This window comes from Vibrio sp. 1731 (assembly GCF_033339955.1).
GTDB lineage: Bacteria > Pseudomonadota > Gammaproteobacteria > Enterobacterales > Vibrionaceae > Vibrio > Vibrio alginolyticus.
The window spans coordinates 358,569-378,915 of sequence record NZ_JAWOVO010000001.1; the positions used below are offsets into that span (position 1 = coordinate 358,569).

A 20,347-nucleotide genomic window follows, 5' to 3' on the forward strand; every position below is an offset into this window, starting at 1 on the left:
TTAATCGTAAACCAACTCACCCTCTTCAAAACGGGTTTTCACTTCACAAACCATCAGAGCTGCGCGTTGACCTATTGCGACGTGGCGATTCGGGAAGACAATCGCTTCGTTTTCATTCTTCGCCATTAATGGTTTGTCGCCATCATGACCAAACACTTCGCCGTGAACAAATGAGGTGAAGTTTTCAACATTGTCGTCGAACATAAAGTCAAAGTCTTCGTTCAAACGAACGATTGTGCGACTTACGCGATACTTAATGCATGGTTTTGGTAGGTGTTCTGGCTTCGTTTCCGCAATCAAATTACGTAAAGACAAATCAAACGCGGTCAGTTTATCGAGGTCATTTTCACCGATACGAGCCACACGGCCAAGCTCCATTGTGAGAGCCTGCGCACCAAAGTTCTCGGCACTGTACCAGCTAAACGTGCTCGATGGTGAGTTTGACAGGAGCACTGCTTCAATGTGTGCACTGTCCAAGAAATCGATCAATGCTTTGCTGCGCACAGGATGACGAGTCTTAGGACTTACTGCAAACGTATAGTGCTTCGAGCCTCTAATCGCGCAGTGTAAATCAAGGTGCCAGCGTGTTGTCGGGTCGGTATCCTGATAAAAATCTCGAACAAGCAGCTTAAGCGTATCGGCGATAACAAGCTCTTTTGTCTGTTTGTGTTCTTTTTCGTCAAACAGACGGTTGAGGTTTTCTTCAAGGAATCGCGTGTGCGCCAGAGTGGATTCTGGGTGAGCAATAATGAACAGACAACGGGTATCGACCGTCTGGAACCCAGATTCTATGTCTTGAATAATGGAATCCACCAGCTCCATCGGTGCGGTTTCATCTCCGTGAACCCCACAAGAGATGATGATGTTCTTCGTATCCTGAGTATAATTCGCAGGGATTACTTCTAATACACCACGCTGATAGAGTTTAAGTTTTACACCGTTAGAAAGCACCTGCTCCGCTGGTGCAACATCAATATGAACATCTAACGTGTCAGTTAAAAACGATTGGCGAAAGAGAGACTTCGTCATGCGTTACTCCTTAATAGCACGGCGGATATGTTAATAAATTGTACAAAGGATTTTTGTTGCTGCGATCTCACTTATGAGTAGAAATCACTATTTCCCTCGAAAATCCGATGCCTTTTCGCGCCAGGCACTCAAATCAAGCATTGAGGCGTTTAATTTTCAAACAATTACAAAGTGTTAGGGCTGTGAACTTTACCACAGCCCTGATTAAGATCATTATGATTTGATCAAATTTTTGTAGCTATAAAGCAGATTATGCATCAACACTGCGAAAAACTTAGCCGCGCTGTGCGAGCAAACGCTCAAACTCATCGACTTTTTCACGCACTAGCTCAACACTCTGCTGCCAAAACGTTGGCTGGGTTAAATCCATCGACAGATGCTTTTCAACGACATCTTCCGCCATCATGCAGCCTGTATCGCGCAGCAAATTGATGTAATCGGTGTAAAACGCTTCGCCTTTGGTTTCTCGCTGTGCATAGATACCCTTGCTAAACAAGAAACCAAATAGGTATGGGTAGTTATAAAAGCTCACGCTATCAATAGAAAAGTGCAGCTTGCTTGCCCAGAAGTACGGATCCGGTTCGCTCATTACGTCGCCATACCATTCTTTCCAAGTTTCTGACATCAACTCACAGAATTCATCTGCGGTTAACTCTCCATCCTGGCGGCGTTCATAGAACGATTTTTCAAACTCATAGCGAACCGGAATGTTGATCATTAAAGCTAGCGCAGATGACAACTCTTCCCACAACATCTCGAGCTTTTCATCAACGCTCTCAGCTTTCGAAATCAAATGATCACGAACGATGTTTTCTGCAAAGATAGAGGCGGTTTCTGCTAACGTCATTGGGTAGTAAGTTTGGCAAAGTGGCAAATCACGAATAACCCAGTTATGGAACGCATGGCCAAGTTCATGTGCCAGAGTCATAAGGTCTGACCGGCTGCCACTCCAAGTCATAAATACAAGTGGTGTTCGCGTTGCTGGCAGTTTGGTGCAGTATGCGCCAAGACGCTTGTTAGCATTTGGCGCGGCATCAATCCAACCATTTTGTACCATCAAACGGACAAATTCCGACATCTCAGGGTTTACTGTTTCAAATGCTTCACAAATAACCTCAATCGCTTCATCAAAGTCGTAAACCTTCGCTTCACCGCTCAAAGCAGGCATAGCCGCCAGATGATTCCAAGGTTTCATCTCATCCAGACCATGTACTTGCGCCATCAATAAACCCGCTTTCTGACCAATAGCTCGACTGTCTTTGGCTACGGTCATCATCGCATTTAAAGTTTCAGCTTGGATTCGGCTACCATGCAAACTCGGCTCTAGGAAGTGAACTTCACGCTTCGTAGAACGCTTTTTATTTTCAGTTAAGCGCCATCCTGCTAACGCATTCAAAATCGCAGCGAATGATTCTTGGTGCGTTTGCATTGCATCTTGTACGCCTCGCCACGCGGCTTCTTGACGCTCGAATTCAGAACCATAAAGAATGCTTGCCGCTTGAGAAAACCCAAGCTCTTCACTATTACCATCTGTGTACTCAAGCTTCACTTTCAATGAGCCAGTCAGGTTATCGTATAGGTTACCCCAAGCCGATTTGCCATCCACACTCATCGCAGCCAGTAACTGTTCTTCTGCGTTGCTAAGACGAGTATCCGCCAACTTTCTAGAATTCAAGATAGAAAAAGCTTGCCCACTGATATCAGGATTCTCATGGTCTAACACGCGCAAGATAAACTCTTCGTCGGCATGCGTTAGTGTCAAATCAAAGGGACTGAACGCTTGGGAAAGCTCCGAAAAGATGCGGGTCATTTTACCAAGTAACGATTTCGCTTCGGCGTTTGTTGCATCAACAGAAGCATAACAACTCGCAAAATTTGCAACTGTGCCCGCTAAACGACTCGCGGCTTCATTGGTTAAAATCGCATTTTGCATGATCTCTACGTTGCCACAATCTGCTGATTGTTTATTCAAAAGATCAATACATTGTTCCACAAGAGCAATATCGTCTTGAATTCGTGGGTCAGAAAGGTCGTTATAAACGATGGACAAATCCCAACTCGGCGTTGTCATTTCTATATTTCCTTTTTATGTAACTGAGTCAATTTTCGCTTCCTGCACCTAGCAGATGGGCTTCCACTGACATCTTCCGTGACTATGCCCGTAAGCAATATCGTTCTGGGCATTTTAATATTTATAAATTAACGAGTTAAAAGAGGTACGCCAATCGAACGCACCGAGGCGTAAATTTGCTCATCTATGGTAATTGTTACATGCGTGACAGAAGCGTTTCCTATCGACAACGTCGAATACCACTTTGGGTTACGCCAATCTAACTCCAATACATGAGCAAGAATCATACGAATGACGCCACCATGCGTGACGATAAGTAGATTGTCATTGATATCGTTGATGATTTGAGACCAAACGCGACATATGCGCTCAGAAAATGTGCTTAAGCTCTCAGCATTCGGCAACGTATGTTGTGCTGGCGATTGCCAAAAAGCATCTAGCTTTTTCCACTGCTCAGTGAGCATATCAAAAGGCATACCATCAAAATCACCAAATGCCATCTCTTGTAAAGATTCATCCGTCATTACTGGTAATAATTGCTGTTCAGCAATGATGTTTGCCAGTTCTTGACAGCGTGAAAGTGGAGAAGAAATTATTCCACCCACACCTCGTCCACTCTCAGCCCAAGCCCGAGCAATACTCTCTTGATCAGCAGGCGTAACTTTTACATCTGTTTGGCCATGGAGTCCTGGTGGAGCGTCTACTTTTCCATGACGCACAAGATAGATATTGAGTGTTTTCATTTTGTTCCATCCTACTCTTTAAGAACCAACGGCAAACCAGCAGCAACAAAGGTAACGCGATGGCAAACACTGGCTAGTTTTTGATTCATCCGTCCTGCATTATCCACAAAATAACGACTAACCGCCCCCAAAGGTACAATGCCCATTCCAACCTCGTTAGAGACGAATATTAACGTCGCATCTGAGCCACGTACCACCTGTATAAGCTTTTCAATTTCTGCTTCTAGCTTCTCATTGGAACATTCATCACCTAACTCAAATATCCAATTGTTGAGCCACAAGGTTAAACAGTCGATCAATACAACATCGGTGATAGCGAAATTTGTCAGTAACTCAGATAAATGAAGGGGGCATTCATGCTCTTGCCACTCGCCCCCGCGTTGCTTTTGATGATGCGCTATTCGCTCTCGCATTTCTTGGTCAAATGGCAGCGCGGTTGCAACATAGTGTAATGAACGATGAGAAGCGACCGATAATTGCTTAGCTGTTTTTTCTGCCAAATGCGACTTCCCAGAGCGCGCGCCACCGAGTATCAATTGCTTCATGAGGAGTGATACAACCCAATCATAGTGAGATAAATAAGCAGTTCCGACAACTGTTGCGCTGCGCCAAGGCAATCCCCCGTAAAGCCGCCAATTCTCTTGGTTAACCAACGTTTGAACATCAAACGAAATACCACGAGAACAAGCGATATCAAGATCGCATCCGCGATACCAAGCACAAGCAATGTTACGCCACCAGTAAACAACAAAATGGAGACTTCTAGAGAAGACTGGCGACTTGCTAGCGGTTTACTTTTCGACGTATCACTGTCACTGACATAAGGCATGTCATAAATAAGCGTCGCTGCTAGTGCTCGGCTTGCGGTGTAAGCGACGACAATGACCAACCAAAAGTGCGGCAAGTTAGCCAGTTCACTCCAAAAAACATACTTAGCCAATAACGCCATAATGAGAGTGGCGGCACCATAAGTGCCAATACGACTGTCTTTCATAATAGAGAGGCGTCGCTCTACGGTCATGCCACCGCCAATGCCATCCGCCATATCGGTCAAGCCGTCTTCGTGAAAAGCCCCAGTTAACAATAAGCTAAACACCATCGTTAATACTATGGCAACCGACTCTGGGAAAAAAATTGAGGTGAGCGAGAATACCAAAGCGCAAAGTGCTCCAAGCACGAGACCAACTAACGCGAAGTAACGGCCTGCCTGATTCATGCGTTCTTCACTGTAAGGCAACGCTTGGGGCACGGGTAAGCGGCTAAAAAAACTGGTAGCTAATAGAAATAACTCCCACTGGTATCTTAACGATGACGGCGTGACTTTCTCAGAATTATCAGGGACTGACACTATACTGTAACTCCTGCACTCTCGAAGCTCGCCATTTTGTTGTAAAACTGAGCGGCAGCTTTTAACAAGGGTAAGGCAAGAGCGGCTCCTGTTCCCTCCCCTAGCCGTAAACCAAGGTCGAGCAGAGGTTCTGCTTTAAGATGTTCCAATACAAATTTATGTCCATTTTCTTCAGAGCGATGGGCAAACAACATGTATTCACGCGTTTCTTCGTCTAACAACGTCGCAATATAAGCCGCTACCGATACGATAAACCCATCCACTAAAACTGGAGTTTTAAGCCGCTTGGCTTCTAAAAAAGCGCCCACCATTTGTACGATTTCAAAGCCCCCAACCTGTGCGAGAATCGCTTTGGTATCAAGACCTCGACATCGGTTTACCCCCTGTGCTACCAGTTTATATTTGCGGCTCAACTGCTGTTGATTGATTCCGGTGCCAACGCCAACACAATAATCAATATCTAATGAGCTCAGCGCCGATAACAGTGCTGAGGCCGAACTGGTATTACCGATGCCCATCTCGCCGAACATTAAGAGGTTTGAACCATGCAAAATGGTATGCTCAGCAATCTTCGCACCATATTTTAAACCTAACGCCACTTGTTGTGGGGACATCGCGGATTGTTTAGAAAAATTAGCCGTGCCGTTACCCAACCGTTGTTCAACCAAGTTGGGATGGGATTTAAATTCTGGAACCAGCACATCAATAGGAGCCAACATGCCGCAATCTATTACTTTGAGTTGAATGCCATTAATGTCGCAAAAACAGTTGATGGCTGCGCCGCCAGCGAGAAAGTTAGCCACCATTTGCTGAGTGACTTCGCTTGGCGCAATGCTCACACCCTCCTCTGCAACGCCGTGATCTCCAGCAAATACCAGCATGCTCGGTTTGCAGATAGCGATGGAATCAACTGGCTGAGGTTTATCCTGACTTTGAATAAGAGCTAACTGCAGTGCCACCTTTTCCAATAAGCCTAAAGAACCGACGGGTTTGGTTTTGTTATCTATGCGTGCTTGTATCTCCGCAGCAAAAGAGTCATCCATTTTTTACGTTCCTTTGATGTTGTCTGGGTGAGAGATGTTCTGTTGTTCAAGAGGTCTTGTTCAGCGACAGTTTTTGCGCGCCCCACTATTGTATACACTTGCATCCAATTGGGGCAGCGCTAATCAAGTTTATCTCAGGATAGTCTGCCGAGTTCGCAGAGCGTCTCACCTTTCTTGCACGAGATTATAAGTAACTCGTTGAAATCCGCTACAATAGCTTAGACTATGTTCCCATATAGGAGAAAAGATATGGATAACAACACCTGCGCAATCATCGCCGGTGCAACTGGCTTAGTAGGCTCAAAAGTCATTGCAAACCTCATAAATCAATCAGGTGTTGGAACATTATATTATCTTTCTCGCCGCCCACTCGATGGCGTCCTAGATGTGGACAACAAGCTTATTCCTCTCATTGATGCAGACCTTTCTATCCACGAATGGGATGAGAACCAACCAACACCAACCATCGGCTTTATCTGTTTAGGCACGACCCTTAAGCAAGCAGGCAGTAAGGATAATTTGCGTAGAGTAGATGTTGATCTGGTGTGTAAAGTCGCCCAGCAGATGAAAACAATCGGAGTTAAACGCCTTGCGGTTGTTTCTAGCCTCGGTGCAAATAGTAAATCGCCATCCCATTACTTAGCTTGTAAAGGACAAATGGAACAACGAATCGAAGCTATGGATTTTGAGGAAATCGTATTTGTTCGCCCAGGCCCGCTTGTTGGTCAACGTCAAAGCCCAAGAATGGACGAGAAGTTAGTACAAACTCTGTTTAAGGTAATTCGCCCATTCATGCTTGGCAAACTGTCCAACTTTTTACCGATTCGAGCAGAAGATGTCGCCAAAGCGATGATTTATCAACTTTTCAGTTATCAAGAAGACTCGGTGGTTTACTTACAAAGGAAAGAAATGCGTGACTTACTGCATCACTACGAATAACCATTTTGTACAATTAACGTGCTAATTCACGCTCTCACGCGACTTAGATCTCGTTTTTATATTCATTTTAGATCTAGCTAATACCCGTTTGTCATTTTTAAAGTTATATCACGAGCGTTATCTTACGCTCCATAAATACATCCGTATAAAACCCCGTATAAAAAACAACCGCCACTTCGGTTGGTTGATAAGGTCAAATTATGAATTTTGCAGTGATAGCCTCTCTAGCCGTCTTTGTTGGCATATTGTTCTTTCTATTTAGTCAGCAACAAAAGAAACATACTCTTTCACGTCTCGTTTTGATCGGTCTTGTTACCGGTTCTCTTTTTGGTCTTGCTTTGCAACTCATTCACGGTGAAGGCAACAGCGCAATTGCTCAAACACTTGAATGGGTGGGCATTGTAGGCAGTGGCTACGTTGGTCTACTGAAAATGGTCATCATGCCACTAGTATTGGTATCGATGATCTCTGCAGTTGTTAAATTGGAGAAAGGTGGATCTTTAGGTAAAATTTCTGGCCTGACCATCTCTGTTCTTCTAGTAACGACTGCAATTGCTGCACTTATCGGTATCTTGGTGACAACAACATTTGGCCTTTCAGCAGAAGGGTTAACTGAAGGTGCGCGTGAAACCGCTCGTATCGCCGTTCTAGAAAGCCGTGCCGGTACAGTAAGTGACCTAACTATTCCTCAAATGCTAGTTAGTTTCATTCCAACCAACCCATTTGCTGATCTAACAGGTGCTCGCTCGACATCGATTATCGCTGTAGTGATTTTCGGCGTGTTAACTGGTATCGCCGCTCGTAAAGTGATGATGGAAAAAGCAGAGTTGGAATCACCGATTCGTACTTTCGTAGAAGCTGCTCAATCTATCGTTATGCGATTAGTGAAGATGATCATGGCCCTAACGCCATACGGCATCGCAGCACTGATGGCAAAAGTGGTAGCGACATCAAGCGCAGGCGACATCCTAAACCTACTTGGCTTTATTGTGGCGTCTTATGTTGCTATCGCACTGATGTTTGTTGTTCACGGCGTATTAGTCTCTTTTGTCGGCGTTAGCCCTGCGGAATACTTTAAGAAAATCTGGCCTGTACTGACCTTCGCGTTTACATCTCGTAGCTCAGCAGCAACAATTCCACTAAACGTAGAAGCGCAAATCACGAAGCTTAACGTACCACCAGCGATTGCAAACCTATCAGCATCGTTTGGTGCCACTATCGGCCAAAACGGCTGTGCGGGTATCTATCCTGCAATGCTTGCAGTGATGGTAGCTCCAACAATGGGTATCAACCCACTTGATCTACACTTTATCCTGTCATTGATTGCGATTATCACCATCAGTTCATTTGGTATTGCAGGTGTTGGCGGCGGTGCAACGTTTGCAGCCTTGATTGTTCTTCCTGCAATGGGCTTACCTGTGACCATCGCGGCGCTACTTATCTCTATTGAACCATTGATTGACATGGCACGTACCGCACTAAACGTTTCAGGCTCAATGACTGCGGGTACAATTGCTAGCCGAGTGCTGAAGTCACCAGAAAGTGAAGCAACATTGGAAGAAACACGAGCATAGAACTCAAATTCCTTCCAAAGCGATAAACGTAAAATATCAAGCCGATGGTTCGCCATCGGCTTTTTTCATTTTCAAAAATTCAACTTGCATCTTTCGTTGCTAGTCAAGGCGTTGAATGGTCTAATACTGTCATCGGTTTTGTAAACGGTAAGCAGAATGCACCAAGATAATCAGCCCACTTTTTTCTTCTTTGATTATGAGACATGGGGAACCAACCCCGCGAAAGATCGCCCAAGCCAGTTTGCTGGTGTTCGTACAGATGAAAACTTTAATATCATCGGCGAGCCTTTAGTCATGTACTGTCAACCACCAGCTGATTATCTTCCGTCTCCTGAAGCTGCGCTTATTACTGGTATTACTCCGCAAAAAACGGTTCAAGAAGGCCTTTCTGAGCCAGAGTTTATCGCTAAGATTCACGCTGAACTCGCGAGACCAAATACCACCAGTTTAGGCTACAACAGCATTCGCTTTGATGACGAAGTGACCCGTTATACTTGTTATCGCAACTTTATCGATCCATACGCATGGAGTTGGCAAAACGGTAACTCGCGTTGGGATTTACTCGATGTACTACGCGCGTGCCATGCCCTTCGCCCAGAAGGCGTAGAATGGCCAGAAAACGAAGATGGCTTCACTAGCTTTAAATTAGAACACTTGTCTGTGGCTAACGGCATAGAACATAGTAACGCGCACGATGCCATGGCAGATGTGATTGCGACTATCGAAATGGCAAAGAAAGTAAAAGCAGCGCAACCAAAATTGTTTGATTACTTTTTTTCTATGCGCCAAAAGCGCAAGCTCAATGATTTAGTCGACATCGTCAACATGACACCGTTGATGCACGTTTCAGGCATGTTAGGGCGCGAATGCCAGTACACTAGCTGGATTGTGCCTGTTGCTTGGCATCCAACCAATAATAATGCCGTTATCACCATCGATTTAGCGAAAGACCCTCAACCTATTCTTGAGCTATCCGCAGAAGAGCTGCACGAAAGACTCTACACTAAGCGCGAAGATCTTGGTGAATTGCTACCAGTGCCAGTTAAACTAGTTCATTTGAACAAATGCCCTATTCTCGCCCCTGCAAAAACGTTAACGGCTGAAAATGCAGAGTCTATTGGCATTGATCGCCAGCAATGTCTCGCTAATCTCGCTTTGTTGCGCCAACATCCTGAAATTAGAGAAAAGCTGATTAGCCTCTTTTCAGTCGAGCGTAAATTCGATAAAAGTGATGACGTCGATACACAGCTTTACGACGGGTTCTTTTCTCCGGCTGATCGCGCAGCTATGGATATCATTCGAGAAACCGACCCGAATAATCTTGCTGCATTAGACATTGAATTTGATGACAAGCGTATTAAACCTCTATTGTTCCGCTATCGTGCGCGTAACTTCCCAGGCACATTAGACGAGCAAGAACAAAGACGCTGGGCACTACACTGTCGAGAAGTGTTTGAAAGCCAAATTGAAGAGTACATGCTGAATTTAGAAAACTTAGTTCACGAACATGAAAGTGACGAAAAGAAGATTGCGATATTAAAATCCGTGTACTGTTATGTAGAGAGCTTAGCTTCCTAACTCCTCCTAATACAAGCGCACCTTATGGTGTGCTTGTTGTTTATATACTGTCAAAATGATTAAAGAACGATTCTTACAACTGATCCAACTGCTCATTTCAATCTTCCTCATCATGGGAGCACTTGGCATCGGAATTACCATTCAAAAGTTCACTGGCGTTTCCGTTCCTGGAAGTGTCATCGGTATGCTCGTACTGTTTTTCTCCATGACTCTTGGGCTTGTAAAAGTCGACTGGGTCAAACCGGGCGCCACGCTATTTATCCGCTATATGATCTTATTGTTCGTTCCTATTAGCGTCGGATTAATGCAACATTTCGATATGCTACTCGCTAATGCCCTCCCTATCATTGCCAGCGCAGTTGGAGGCTCACTCATTGTACTAGTCAGCCTCGCTTGGCTGCTGGACTACTTGCTAAAGGAGAAACACTGATATGTGGTTAGTTGTTACCATTGCGGTTTTTCTTATCGCTCGCCAAATCGCAATCAAAGTGAACAATCCTCTAGCAAACCCTTTGCTGATCAGTATCGCAGTGCTCATTCCTTTGCTTACTTACTTAAATGTGCCATTTGAAAAGTATTATGCGGATAACGAAGGAATTAGCTTTTTGCTTCAACCTGCTGTAGTTGCTCTGGCTTATCCACTATATGAACAACTACCACAAATTAAAGCAAACTGGCGAATCATCACTTTCGCTTGCACAGTAGGCAGTGTGATGTCGATGATGACAACCACCTTGATCGCAGTCGCTTTCAAAGCAGATATCAGTTTAATCGCAAGTCTAGTGGGTAAATCCGTCACTACGCCAATAGCAATGGAAATTTCGAGTCACCTCGGTGGTGAAGCTGCCGTTGCGGCGATCTTGGTTCTGATTGTTGGTTTATTGGGCGCGATTTTGGCATACCCAATTTACAACTTAATTGGAATTAAACACCCGATTGCACGTGGTCTGACAATGGGTACAGTCTCTCATGCCTTAGGCACCGCTACTTGTGCAGAGAAACAGCCCATAGATGCCGCGTTCTCATCACTCGCATTGGTTTTATGTGGGATCATAACTTCTATTTTGGCTCCAAGTTTTTTTGCTTTGGCGGTCTGGCTATATCAATAGTTAAGCGCTCTCGGTCTGCCCTCCTTCCGGCAGGCCGTAGCCTTTCCGTTTCTTACTTATCCCTTTTCAAAACCCTATCTTATCTATCAAACTCACCCAGTAATATCGTGAAGGGACTTGACTGAGATATACATTCATAGCATTAGCATTCTAGCTGCTACCACTCGCTCTAGATTACGTAAGTATAAAGTAGCATAGCGGTAAAAGTCGCGTTGGTAACATACTCCTGCTCCTTGGTCATATGAATATATACTGATATGGTTAATTGTGAGACGGAGATAACGCTTCACACCTGTGCAATCGAATACATGTGTGAGCTCACTCTAATTATGTAACAGAATTATCAATTGCATTATTTATCGTGATCTAACGCACGGAACATTTCTATCTTTCACATAGAATAACTGTCCATGCAATAACAAGGATTCAACATGAAAAGTCGCATTGAACAGGCGCTAGCAGGCGCTCCAGAAGCACTTTCCAAACAACTTGCTCCTATCATCCAAGCTGATGATTTTGATGCTACGCTTTCAGTTCAACAATTTGAGCAGTTGCTTTCAGCTACCGGTCTATCAGACAAAGAGCTTCGTGTTGCGCTACTTCCTTTTGCCGCAGCGTACTCCTATGCTCCCCTTTCTGACTTTTATGTCGGCGCTATCGTTCGTGGTCTTTCAGGTCGCCTTTACTTCGGTGCCAACATGGAATTCTTTGGTGTACAGTTGGGTCAAACGGTTCACGCAGAGCAGTCTGCGATTAGCCATGCTTGGATGAAAGGCGAACGTGGTGTTAAGGATATCACTATCAACTTCAGCCCATGTGGTCACTGCCGCCAGTTCATGAATGAGTTATCTACCGCAAACGAGCTTAAAATCCAGCTCCCAGAACGCGAAGAAAAGTCACTTCATGAATACCTGCCTGAAGCCTTTGGACCAAACGATCTCGGTATCGAGTCCGGCTTAATGGCAGAAGTTAAACACCAATTCTCATGTGATGATGAAGACGCACTCATCCAAAGTGCAGTTGAAGCGATGAACATGAGCCACTCTCCATACACCAACAACTTGAGTGGTTTAGCATTAGAGATGACTAGCGGCCGTGTATTCCAAGGCGCTTATGCAGAAAATGCAGCGTTTAATCCTAGCTTGCCACCGCTACAAGTTGCGCTAATCCAAGTTTTACTTGCGGGTGAAACCTTTGACAGCATCAAAGCCGCTGCATTGGTAGAAAACTCTGAAGGTAAGATCAGTCACTTAGCCGATACGCAATCAACGTTGGAAGCGTTGAATCCAGATATTCCGCTTAGTTTTGTCAACGTATAAACGACAAATTCAACAAAAAGCTCTACAACATGTAGAGCTTTTTTATTACCTAAAAACCAAAAGCAAACGTTTGCTTTGTCATGAAACTTGAGTATGATCTCCTGCAATTTCTGTCTCATCACTCTATTTTGTAAGGGAACACTATGTTTGGCACTGCAACTAGCGCAAATGCTACCCGTGTATTACTTTTAGGCTCTGGCGAACTCGGTAAAGAAGTCGCCATTGAATGCCAGAGACTTGGTTTAGAAGTGATTGCTTGTGATCGCTATGCCAATGCTCCAGCGATGCAAGTCGCTCACCGTAGTTATGTTATCGACATGTTAGATGGGAACGCCTTAGAAGAAGTTATTACGAAGGAACAACCTACTTACGTCGTACCAGAAATTGAAGCCATCGCAACCGGCAAACTGGTAGAGCTTGAAGAAAAAGGACTGAATGTTGTTCCAACCGCTAAGGCAACCAGGCTAACAATGAATCGTGAAGGTATCCGACGTTTGGCAGCAGAAGAACTGGAATTGACGACTTCACCTTATCGTTTTGCAGATAACTTTGAAGACTTCAAAGCCGCGGTTGAGCATGTGGGTATTCCGTGCGTGGTGAAGCCTGTGATGAGCTCTTCAGGTAAAGGGCAAAGTGTTATCAAGACCGAAGACGACGTTACAAAAGCATGGGATTACGCTCAGGAAGGCGGGCGTACGGGTGCAGGTCGCGTTATCGTGGAAGGTTTTATCGACTTCGATTACGAAATCACTTTATTGACCATCAGAGCCGTTGACGGTGTGCATTTCTGTGCTCCAATTGGTCATCGTCAGGAAGATGGCGACTACCGCGAATCATGGCAACCGCAAACTATGTCAGAAAACGCAGTAAAAGCAGCTGAATACACGGCTGAGAAAGTGGTAAACGCGCTCGGTGGCTACGGCATCTTTGGTGTAGAGCTATTTGTTAAAGGCGATAAAGTCATTTTCAATGAGGTCTCTCCTCGCCCTCACGATACGGGTATGGTTACAATGATTTCACAGGAAATGTCTGAGTTTGCTCTCCACGTGCGCGCGTTTACCGGAATGCCAATTAATAATATTGTGCAATATGGCCCATCTGCGTCTGCTGTTATTCTTGGACAAGGGACTTCCACAAACATTCGCTTTGAAAACCTAAGCAAAGCTTTAGCTCAACCTCAAACACAAGTTCGTCTATTCGGTAAGCCAGAAATCGATGGTCGCCGCCGTTTAGGTGTTGTCCTTACGCGACGAAAAACCACCGAAGAAGCCGTTCAAGATGCTATTGAAAGTGCTTCAAAAGTGAATATCATTTATTAAATACGAACCACTCATACAAAAATAGCGCAGCTCAAATTGCTGCGCTATTTCGTGTTCCAAACCGAAGAGAGCCTATTCACTCTCGATTAAGTACACTTCTTCAGAGAAGCGACTTAAGCCTTTTTTCGCAATTTTAGGATGATTCTCGTCAGCTTCATCTACGTTCAAACAAGTAACTTTGTAACCTGAAAATAACTGCTCAATCTCTTCGACCGGCACGCTAAATGGAGGCCCCGCCATCTCTTCTTGAGGATAGTTGAGTGTAACAAGCAAAATACGACCGCCTGGGTTCAAAAGTTGCTTGAGACGCTCTACATACTCCTCTCGCATATCTTGCGGTAAAGCAACCAACGCGGCGCGATCATAAATGATATCGGCTTGAGATACTGGTGCAGTGAAAAAGTCCCCAGTATAAATAGAGAGCTCATCAAATTGATAAAGCTCGTGCATGCCATTAAGAGGCGTTACCGTTGGCGTGTAAAAATGTTCAGCAAAAAAGGCACGCACAGCAATATGGCTTAGCTCAACGCCTTCAACCGAATCATGCTTCATCGCTAGCCAAATCAAGTCTTCTGACTTTCCACATAAAGGAACTAACACTTTATCTTCACGCTTTGGATTAGTGTGTTTCCAATATACTGGTAATAGCGGGTTTACATCTTCCAAGTGAAATCCGATTTGATTGCTGGCCCATTTGTTATGCCAAAATTCTTGGTCTCTCATTTTACTTTCTACTTGTCGGCTGTTTTCATTTTGAGAGGTAAGACTAACGTTTTTTTTCAATTTGTCTATGCCGTTCATCTTTGGTTAATACTGCGGTGATAGGATGTAATCGGTCTCATAGGAGACGCGCCTTTATCTGATAATCAGAATAAAGAAAAGAGAAATGGTGATCTAACGCATGATTCTACTTCAAGATAAAACTGAAACCTTGGAATCTTTCGTAATGGCCCCATTTATAAGTTAGTACCTGATTTGCCGAACTTAGCGACCTTTATGTTCCCTATTTTCTAAGTACAAGCAAGTTAAGGAGAGTGAATGAGCTTATTTCTTCGTACTACAGCATTGATGCTTTTGGTACTTAGCCGTGCACCGGCATTTGCCGCACTTCCAATTACCCCTGCGCCTAATGGCGAACAAAATCGTTCAACCAGCCAAAACGAAGTTTGTTCGAAACTTTTTAAACACAGCCTTAGCGGTTTATATGGCATTCAGTCAATCGACACCACACCAACTCAGCCATATTCTGACTTCGACATCCTTTACAGCAAAGCTCACCAAGCACAATTTGAACTTGAAACTATCTGTAAGAGTACCGCACTTCTTAATGACGCTCAGCCATACTTCGCAGGCGTGAAATCCAAACAACGAGCAGAAGAAAAGATAGCTTTAGAGTTAGATGGGAAAGTTGAACGTATTACTGACCTAGCACGTGCAACGATTGTAGCTGAAGACGTCGCGAGCTTAGTCTCCATTTATGAAACGTTAGAGCGTGAAACAACGATTGTGAAAGTAAAAAATCGATTCAAAAAACCTGGCCCTTCAGGATATAGAGACTTGAACTTGCTCGTTCGTTTACCAAAAACAAACCTAGTAGCCGAAGTTCAACTGCACTTGAAAGCAATCGCAGATGTAAAAAGCGGTCCCGAACACGACCTATACGAAAAAATCCAGAAACTAGAACGTCAAGCGATGTTGGAAAAACGTGAGCTAAGCGAAATAGAGCTTGCCTCTATTCGCAACATGCGTACACAGTCTAAGAACTTGTACCAACAAGCATGGCAACCATACTTAACAACGCATCTAGAAGCGGCGTAACCGATATCATTAAGCGTCTCTCATAAACAGAAAAACCACCGCATGGCGGTGGTTTTCATTTGTATGCACACGAATTTTACGCAAAAAAAGACCACGCCTTAGCGTGATCCATTTATTCGGCTTACTGTACTTTCTTCAGGTTTTCTACACGAGCTTTTAACTTCTGACCCGGGCGAAAAGTCACTACACGTCGAGCAGTAATTGGAATATCTTCACCAGTTTTCGGGTTACGACCAGGTCGTTCATTCTTGTCACGAAGATCAAAGTTACCAAAACCTGACAGTTTTACCTGTTCGCCACTTTCCAGTGCCTTACGAATCTCTTCAAAGAACACTTCCACCGTTTCCTTGGCGTCCCGCTTACTAAATCCTAATTTATCAAACAGGTTTTCTGCCAGTTCGGCTTTTGTGAGCGCCATAAAACTTTCCTCAAAGCTATGTTAAACAATGCTACGTTAGTGTAGCGCCAGAGCAGTTTTACCCTACCAATTCAACAACATATCGGGGTTACATCAGGAAGTGTATGACAAGCTTATGATTTTCGCCAACTTTTTTCTTGGCGAACAAAAGGAATAGCACTACGTAAATTATTGTTAAACGCCAGAAATTTGATATTTTTGTTTTTGTTTCATCTTTATCAGGAAAAACATCCAGATTATAAAACTAAAAGTAGTTTAAATATCAACATTAAACACTATTTAATAAAAATATCAGATATTGGTTATTTAACAGACATTTGACATAGAACTTGTCGTAAATTCAGTGATTTGTATGTAACTCGATACGTAACAATTAGATTAAAAGGTATGACCACCTGTACTTTGCAACTGTGCTTTGAAAGCTTGATTAAACCCACGCTTCTCGCTGTTTAACGATGACGCCATATATAAAGATTGATAATGTGGAAGTTCGTGTATTTCCTCATTAGCTTCTTACACTGCTTCTAGGCGACCATGATTAATCAAATCATAAATATTCTTTTCCCTGTTTTTGCTCTTGTCGGAGTTGGCTATTTGGTCGGTCGTTACATCAAGCCTGACTTTCGCCCAATAAACCGCATTAATATTGAGGTGTTTACGCCAGCACTGGTATTTTCGTCACTCGTTAGCATGCCGCTCGATTCAAATCAGGGGCCGCTTCTTTTGGCGGCAATTGTCGCGGTTTTAATTCCCGCACTACTCATGATCCCGGTATGTCGATGGACGTCACTCTCGTTTAAAACCTGGGCGCCACCACATATGTTTCGCAATAGCGGAAATCTAGCTATTCCTTTGTTTACCTATACGTTTGGAGAAATTGCGCTGTCGTCAGCAGTGCTTTTATTTGTCGTGTCAGCATGCTTGCATATCAGCTTAGGCGTAATGCTGCTTAGTCATGGCAACCCTTTTAAGCAAATAGTCAAGATGCCAATCTTTTTAGCAGCGTCGTTGGCTCTGTTTCTCAACGTGTCAAATGTGGGTGCATGGGCGCCTTTATACGAAGCCACTGCTCTACTTGGGCAAGCGGTCGTACCCGTGATGCTTTTATCTCTGGGGGCACAAATGTGTCATTTACGGTTGGACGGTTTAAAGATTGGTGTGTTGTGTACCGTGCAGTCACTGGCAACTGGTGCTGTCGCTTTTGCACTTATTTATTGGTTAATTCCCCTTCCAACGATGCAATTGCAAATGATGGTGCTCTTCACAATGCTGCCGCCAGCCGTCATGAATTACCTATTTGCGGAAAGACTGAATATAGAACCCATGAAGGTGGCGTCAATGGTACTATTTGGCAACTTTTTCAGCATTCTTACGCTGCCTCTTCTGCTTAGCTATACCCTCTCACTCGCTGCCTAACCGCCAATAAGCTATCGTTAGCGTGTATTAGCTGAAAAACAATACGTTCCTAATCTCGGGTAAGGGCCATCCCTAGTTTGGTCTAGTATTTTAAAATAATGAGGGGTGGTGCGAGCAGTAAGGAACTTGAACAACGATAAGGTAATCCTAAAAATAAAAAAACCCTGCCAAACTGGCAGGGTTTTCATTTCTTAAGAAGATACGTTACGCGAGATTAGTCACGTAGAGACGCACCAAACTTCTCAGAAACGTGAGCAACGATAGCGTCAACCGCACCAGCGATATCTGCATCTTCAAGCGTACGCTCAAGTGACTGTAGAGTCAGAGCGATTGCTAGGCTCTTCTTACCTTCTTCAACGCCTTTACCTACGTAAACGTCGAACAGTTTTGCATCTTTAAGGAACTCGCCACCTTGCTCTAGACAAGCGTTAACAATGTCACCAGATGCAACAGCTTCATCCACTACTACCGCGATATCACGACGGTTTGAAGGGAATTTAGAAAGTGCTACCGCTTCTGGGATCACTTTGCTGTTAATTGCAGACCATTCGATTTCGAATACGATAGTACGACCATTTAGACCGAACTTACGCTCAAGCTCAGGGTGAACGGTACCGATCACGCCCACTTCTTTGCCATCTACGATGATTGCCGCAGATTGACCTGGGTGAAGTGCTGGGTTAGCTTTTTTGCTTTCAGGTGACAGTGCAGCGAAAGAGTACGCTTTTTCGTTCGCAGATAGCTCTAGAATCGCTTCTAGATCGCCTTTAAGGTCGAAGAAATCAACCGTGTTAGTTTCGATATCCCAATGTTCTTCACCGCGAGTACCAGCGATAACACCCGCTAGCATAGGCTCTTGGCGCATGCCGTTTTCTGCAGATTCACATGGGATGAAACGTAGGCCGTATTCGAATAGACGAACGCGTGGCTGTTGACGCTTCTGGTTGTGAACAACCGTGTTCAGCAGACCTTGGATAAGACCAAGACGCATTGCTGACATGTCTGCAGAAATTGGGTTTGGAAGTACTAGAGGCTCAACACCAGGTACAACTAGCTTTTGCTGCTCAGGCTCAACGAAGCTGTATGTGATTGCTTCGTGGTAACCACGGTCAACAAGAAGATCACGAACGCGTTTCAGTGGAAGATCCGCTTCAACGTGGTTGTGCATCTTAAGTGCTGCTGCTGGGTTTTGGTTAGGAATGTTGTCGTAACCGTAGATACGGCCAACTTCTTCAATCAGATCTTGCTCGATAGCGATATCGAAACGCCATGTTGGCGCTACTGCCACCCAACCTTCTTCTGAAGCTTCAACAGTCAAACCTAGGCGCTCTAGGATTTCTACTACATCAGCATCAGCGATGTGGTGACCTAGTAGGTTGTCTAGTTTCGTGCGACGTAGTGCAACTTTGTTTGGCTTAGGTAGGTCTGCTTCAGATTCTACAGCTACAACAGGTGCTACTTCACCACCACAAATTTCAACAAGAAGCTGTGTTGCACGCTCCATTGCGCTCACTTGTAGTGCGTAATCCACACCACGCTCGAAACGCATTGAAGAATCAGTGTGAAGACCGTAGCTACGTGCGCGGCCACGGATGTGGTCAGGTGCAAAGAATGCACACTCTAGTAGAACGTCTTTAGTCTCAGTTGTTACACCAGACTCTTCACCACCAAAGATACCTGCGATTGCAAGTGCTTTGTTGTGGTCAGCAACTACTAGTGTATCTGCGTTTAGTTCTGCTTCGTTGCCGTCAAGAAGCGTTAGCTTCTCACCTTGCTCAGCCATACGAACTACGATGCCACCTTCGATCTTCGCTAGATCGAATGCGTGCATTGGTTGGCCTTGCTCTAGAAGAACGTAGTTAGTGATGTCTACTACAGGGTCGATAGAGCGAATACCACAACGACGCAGTTTCTCTTGCATCCATAGTGGTGTTTCAGCTTGAACGTTTACGTTCTTAATAACACGACCTAGGTAACGAGGACACGCAGCAGGAGCTTTCACTTCGATAGACACTTTATCGTCGATTGAAGGGGCAACTGCTTCTACTAATGGCTCTGTCACGTCAGCACGGTTTAGTACGCCAACTTCACGAGCTAGACCACGAATGCTGAAACAGTCAGCGCGGTTTGCCGTTAGGTCTACGTCTACTGTTACGTCGTCTAGACCTAGGAATTCACGGAAATCGGTACCGACTACTGCGTCTTCTGCTAGTTCCATGATACCGTCTGACTCAACGTCGATACCTAGTTCAGTGAATGAACAAAGCATGCCGTGAGATGGCTGGCCACGTAGTTTCGCTTTTTTGATTTTGAAATCACCTGGAAGAACAGCACCAACTGTTGCTACTGCTACTTTCAGACCTTGGCGACAGTTAGGTGCGCCACAAACAATGTCTAGAAGCTCTTCTTCACCCACGTCAACTTTAGTTACGCGCAGTTTGTCTGCATCTGGGTGTTGACCACATTCAACAACGTGACCGACTTTAACGCCAGTAAAAGAACCTGCAACAGGAAGAACGTCGTCTACCTCTAGACCGGCCATTGTAATTTGGTGAGTTAGCTCGTCAGTAGTAACCGCAGGGGTTACCCACTCACGAAGCCATGATTCGCTGAATTTCATGTT

General features: G+C 44.6%; 18 protein-coding genes. 9 read left to right on the top strand and 9 right to left on the bottom strand.

The annotated features are described in order from the left end of the window. From R7035_RS01520 to cobT, 6 genes are all read right to left on the bottom strand, one after another. The gene (locus R7035_RS01520; protein WP_005377878.1) at positions 1-1,029 is read right to left on the bottom strand and encodes a succinylglutamate desuccinylase; all 1,029 of its coding nucleotides are present in this window, start codon (positions 1,027-1,029) and stop codon (positions 1-3) included. Positions 1,030-1,303: 274 nt separating this feature from the next. Further along, positions 1,304-3,100: a M3 family oligoendopeptidase gene (locus R7035_RS01525; RefSeq protein WP_042521938.1), complete on the bottom strand. Its 1,797-nt coding sequence runs from the start codon at positions 3,098-3,100 to the stop codon at positions 1,304-1,306. Positions 3,101-3,228: 128 nt separating this feature from the next. After that, positions 3,229-3,843 carry an alpha-ribazole phosphatase gene (gene cobC, locus R7035_RS01530; RefSeq protein ID WP_017820880.1) on the bottom strand — a complete coding sequence of 205 codons (615 nt, stop codon included), beginning with the start codon at positions 3,841-3,843 and terminating at the stop codon, positions 3,229-3,231. An 11-nt stretch (positions 3,844-3,854) separates the two neighbouring features. Further along, positions 3,855-4,388, bottom strand: a complete 534-nt coding sequence (cobU, locus tag R7035_RS01535; protein ID WP_065274411.1) for a bifunctional adenosylcobinamide kinase/adenosylcobinamide-phosphate guanylyltransferase — start codon at positions 4,386-4,388, stop codon at positions 3,855-3,857. Further along, positions 4,385-5,191 (bottom strand): adenosylcobinamide-GDP ribazoletransferase, encoded by an 807-nt coding sequence (locus R7035_RS01540; protein ID WP_054576446.1) that lies wholly within the window; start codon positions 5,189-5,191, stop codon positions 4,385-4,387. Before R7035_RS01540 ends, cobU begins: the two co-directional genes overlap by 4 nt. Further along, complete coding sequence (gene cobT, locus R7035_RS01545) at positions 5,191-6,234, bottom strand: nicotinate-nucleotide--dimethylbenzimidazole phosphoribosyltransferase (RefSeq protein ID WP_318145937.1); 1,044 nt, start codon at positions 6,232-6,234, stop codon at positions 5,191-5,193. Before cobT ends, R7035_RS01540 begins: the two co-directional genes overlap by 1 nt. A 249-nt stretch (positions 6,235-6,483) precedes the next feature. Between cobT and R7035_RS01550 the strand changes: the two genes are divergently transcribed. The 7 genes from R7035_RS01550 (at position 6,484) to purT (ending at position 14,072) form a co-directional block, all read left to right on the top strand. After that, complete coding sequence (locus R7035_RS01550) at positions 6,484-7,173, top strand: NAD(P)H-binding protein (RefSeq protein ID WP_318145938.1); 690 nt, start codon at positions 6,484-6,486, stop codon at positions 7,171-7,173. Positions 7,174-7,373: 200 nt separating this feature from the next. After that, a complete protein-coding gene (locus R7035_RS01555; protein WP_047100707.1) occupies positions 7,374-8,747 on the top strand; it encodes an L-cystine transporter in 1,374 nt (457 codons plus the stop codon). 156 nt (positions 8,748-8,903) lie between these two features. After that, positions 8,904-10,325 carry an exodeoxyribonuclease I gene (gene sbcB, locus R7035_RS01560; protein WP_047100708.1) on the top strand — a complete coding sequence of 474 codons (1,422 nt, stop codon included), beginning with the start codon at positions 8,904-8,906 and terminating at the stop codon, positions 10,323-10,325. A 55-nt stretch (positions 10,326-10,380) separates the two neighbouring features. Next, positions 10,381-10,755 (top strand): CidA/LrgA family protein, encoded by a 375-nt coding sequence (locus R7035_RS01565; RefSeq protein ID WP_005397786.1) that lies wholly within the window; start codon positions 10,381-10,383, stop codon positions 10,753-10,755. A 1-nt stretch (position 10,756) separates the two neighbouring features. Beyond that, positions 10,757-11,434, top strand: coding sequence for an LrgB family protein (locus R7035_RS01570; protein WP_171344747.1), 678 nt, complete (start codon positions 10,757-10,759; stop codon positions 11,432-11,434). Between the two features lie 431 nt (positions 11,435-11,865). Continuing rightward, positions 11,866-12,753: a cytidine deaminase gene (gene cdd, locus R7035_RS01575; protein WP_005377892.1), complete on the top strand. Its 888-nt coding sequence runs from the start codon at positions 11,866-11,868 to the stop codon at positions 12,751-12,753. Between the two features lie 143 nt (positions 12,754-12,896). After that, complete coding sequence (gene purT, locus R7035_RS01580; protein WP_132936598.1) at positions 12,897-14,072, top strand: formate-dependent phosphoribosylglycinamide formyltransferase; 1,176 nt, start codon at positions 12,897-12,899, stop codon at positions 14,070-14,072. Positions 14,073-14,144: 72 nt separating this feature from the next. Here purT and R7035_RS01585 read toward each other — a convergent pair whose 3' ends face one another. Then, a complete protein-coding gene (locus tag R7035_RS01585; protein WP_021707633.1) occupies positions 14,145-14,795 on the bottom strand; it encodes a thiopurine S-methyltransferase in 651 nt (216 codons plus the stop codon). A 315-nt stretch (positions 14,796-15,110) separates the two neighbouring features. Between R7035_RS01585 and R7035_RS01590 the strand changes: the two genes are divergently transcribed. After that, positions 15,111-15,890 (top strand): phosphoribosylglycinamide formyltransferase, encoded by a 780-nt coding sequence (locus tag R7035_RS01590; RefSeq protein ID WP_005377897.1) that lies wholly within the window; start codon positions 15,111-15,113, stop codon positions 15,888-15,890. 121 nt (positions 15,891-16,011) lie between these two features. Here the strand turns inward: R7035_RS01590 and ihfA are convergent, their stop codons facing one another. Then, entirely contained in the window at positions 16,012-16,308 is a 297-nt protein-coding gene (gene ihfA, locus R7035_RS01595; protein ID WP_005377899.1) for an integration host factor subunit alpha, read from the bottom strand. Between the two features lie 534 nt (positions 16,309-16,842). Between ihfA and R7035_RS01600 the strand changes: the two genes are divergently transcribed. Then, on the top strand, positions 16,843-17,724 hold the full coding sequence (locus R7035_RS01600; protein ID WP_318145939.1) for an AEC family transporter: 882 nt from the start codon (positions 16,843-16,845) through the stop codon (positions 17,722-17,724). A gap of 214 nt (positions 17,725-17,938) precedes the next feature. Here the strand turns inward: R7035_RS01600 and pheT are convergent, their stop codons facing one another. Beyond that, positions 17,939-20,344, bottom strand: coding sequence for a phenylalanine--tRNA ligase subunit beta (gene pheT, locus R7035_RS01605; RefSeq protein ID WP_085569564.1), 2,406 nt, complete (start codon positions 20,342-20,344; stop codon positions 17,939-17,941). Positions 20,345-20,347 lie beyond the last annotated feature (3 nt).

Bases quoted from the DNA above. Each gene is read 5' to 3' on its own strand.
- R7035_RS01525 (WP_042521938.1), bottom strand. From the start codon at position 3,100: ATGACAACGCCGAGTTGGGATTTGTCCATCGTTTATAACGACCTTTCT.
- cobC (WP_017820880.1), bottom strand. From the start codon at position 3,843: ATGAAAACACTCAATATCTATCTTGTGCGTCATGGAAAAGTAGACGCT.
- R7035_RS01550 (WP_318145938.1), top strand. From the start codon at position 6,484: ATGGATAACAACACCTGCGCAATCATCGCCGGTGCAACTGGCTTAGTA.
- R7035_RS01555 (WP_047100707.1), top strand. From the start codon at position 7,374: ATGAATTTTGCAGTGATAGCCTCTCTAGCCGTCTTTGTTGGCATATTG.
- R7035_RS01600 (WP_318145939.1), top strand. From the start codon at position 16,843: ATGATTAATCAAATCATAAATATTCTTTTCCCTGTTTTTGCTCTTGTC.
- R7035_RS01585 (WP_021707633.1), bottom strand. From the start codon at position 14,795: ATGAGAGACCAAGAATTTTGGCATAACAAATGGGCCAGCAATCAAATC.
- R7035_RS01520 (WP_005377878.1), bottom strand. From the start codon at position 1,029: ATGACGAAGTCTCTCTTTCGCCAATCGTTTTTAACTGACACGTTAGAT.
- R7035_RS01570 (WP_171344747.1), top strand. From the start codon at position 10,757: ATGTGGTTAGTTGTTACCATTGCGGTTTTTCTTATCGCTCGCCAAATC.
- purT (WP_132936598.1), top strand. From the start codon at position 12,897: ATGTTTGGCACTGCAACTAGCGCAAATGCTACCCGTGTATTACTTTTA.
- cobT (WP_318145937.1), bottom strand. From the start codon at position 6,234: ATGGATGACTCTTTTGCTGCGGAGATACAAGCACGCATAGATAACAAA.
- R7035_RS01565 (WP_005397786.1), top strand. From the start codon at position 10,381: ATGATTAAAGAACGATTCTTACAACTGATCCAACTGCTCATTTCAATC.
- cdd (WP_005377892.1), top strand. From the start codon at position 11,866: ATGAAAAGTCGCATTGAACAGGCGCTAGCAGGCGCTCCAGAAGCACTT.
- pheT (WP_085569564.1), bottom strand. From the start codon at position 20,344: ATGAAATTCAGCGAATCATGGCTTCGTGAGTGGGTAACCCCTGCGGTT.
- cobU (WP_065274411.1), bottom strand. From the start codon at position 4,388: ATGAAGCAATTGATACTCGGTGGCGCGCGCTCTGGGAAGTCGCATTTG.
- ihfA (WP_005377899.1), bottom strand. From the start codon at position 16,308: ATGGCGCTCACAAAAGCCGAACTGGCAGAAAACCTGTTTGATAAATTA.
- R7035_RS01590 (WP_005377897.1), top strand. From the start codon at position 15,111: ATGAGCTTATTTCTTCGTACTACAGCATTGATGCTTTTGGTACTTAGC.
- sbcB (WP_047100708.1), top strand. From the start codon at position 8,904: ATGCACCAAGATAATCAGCCCACTTTTTTCTTCTTTGATTATGAGACA.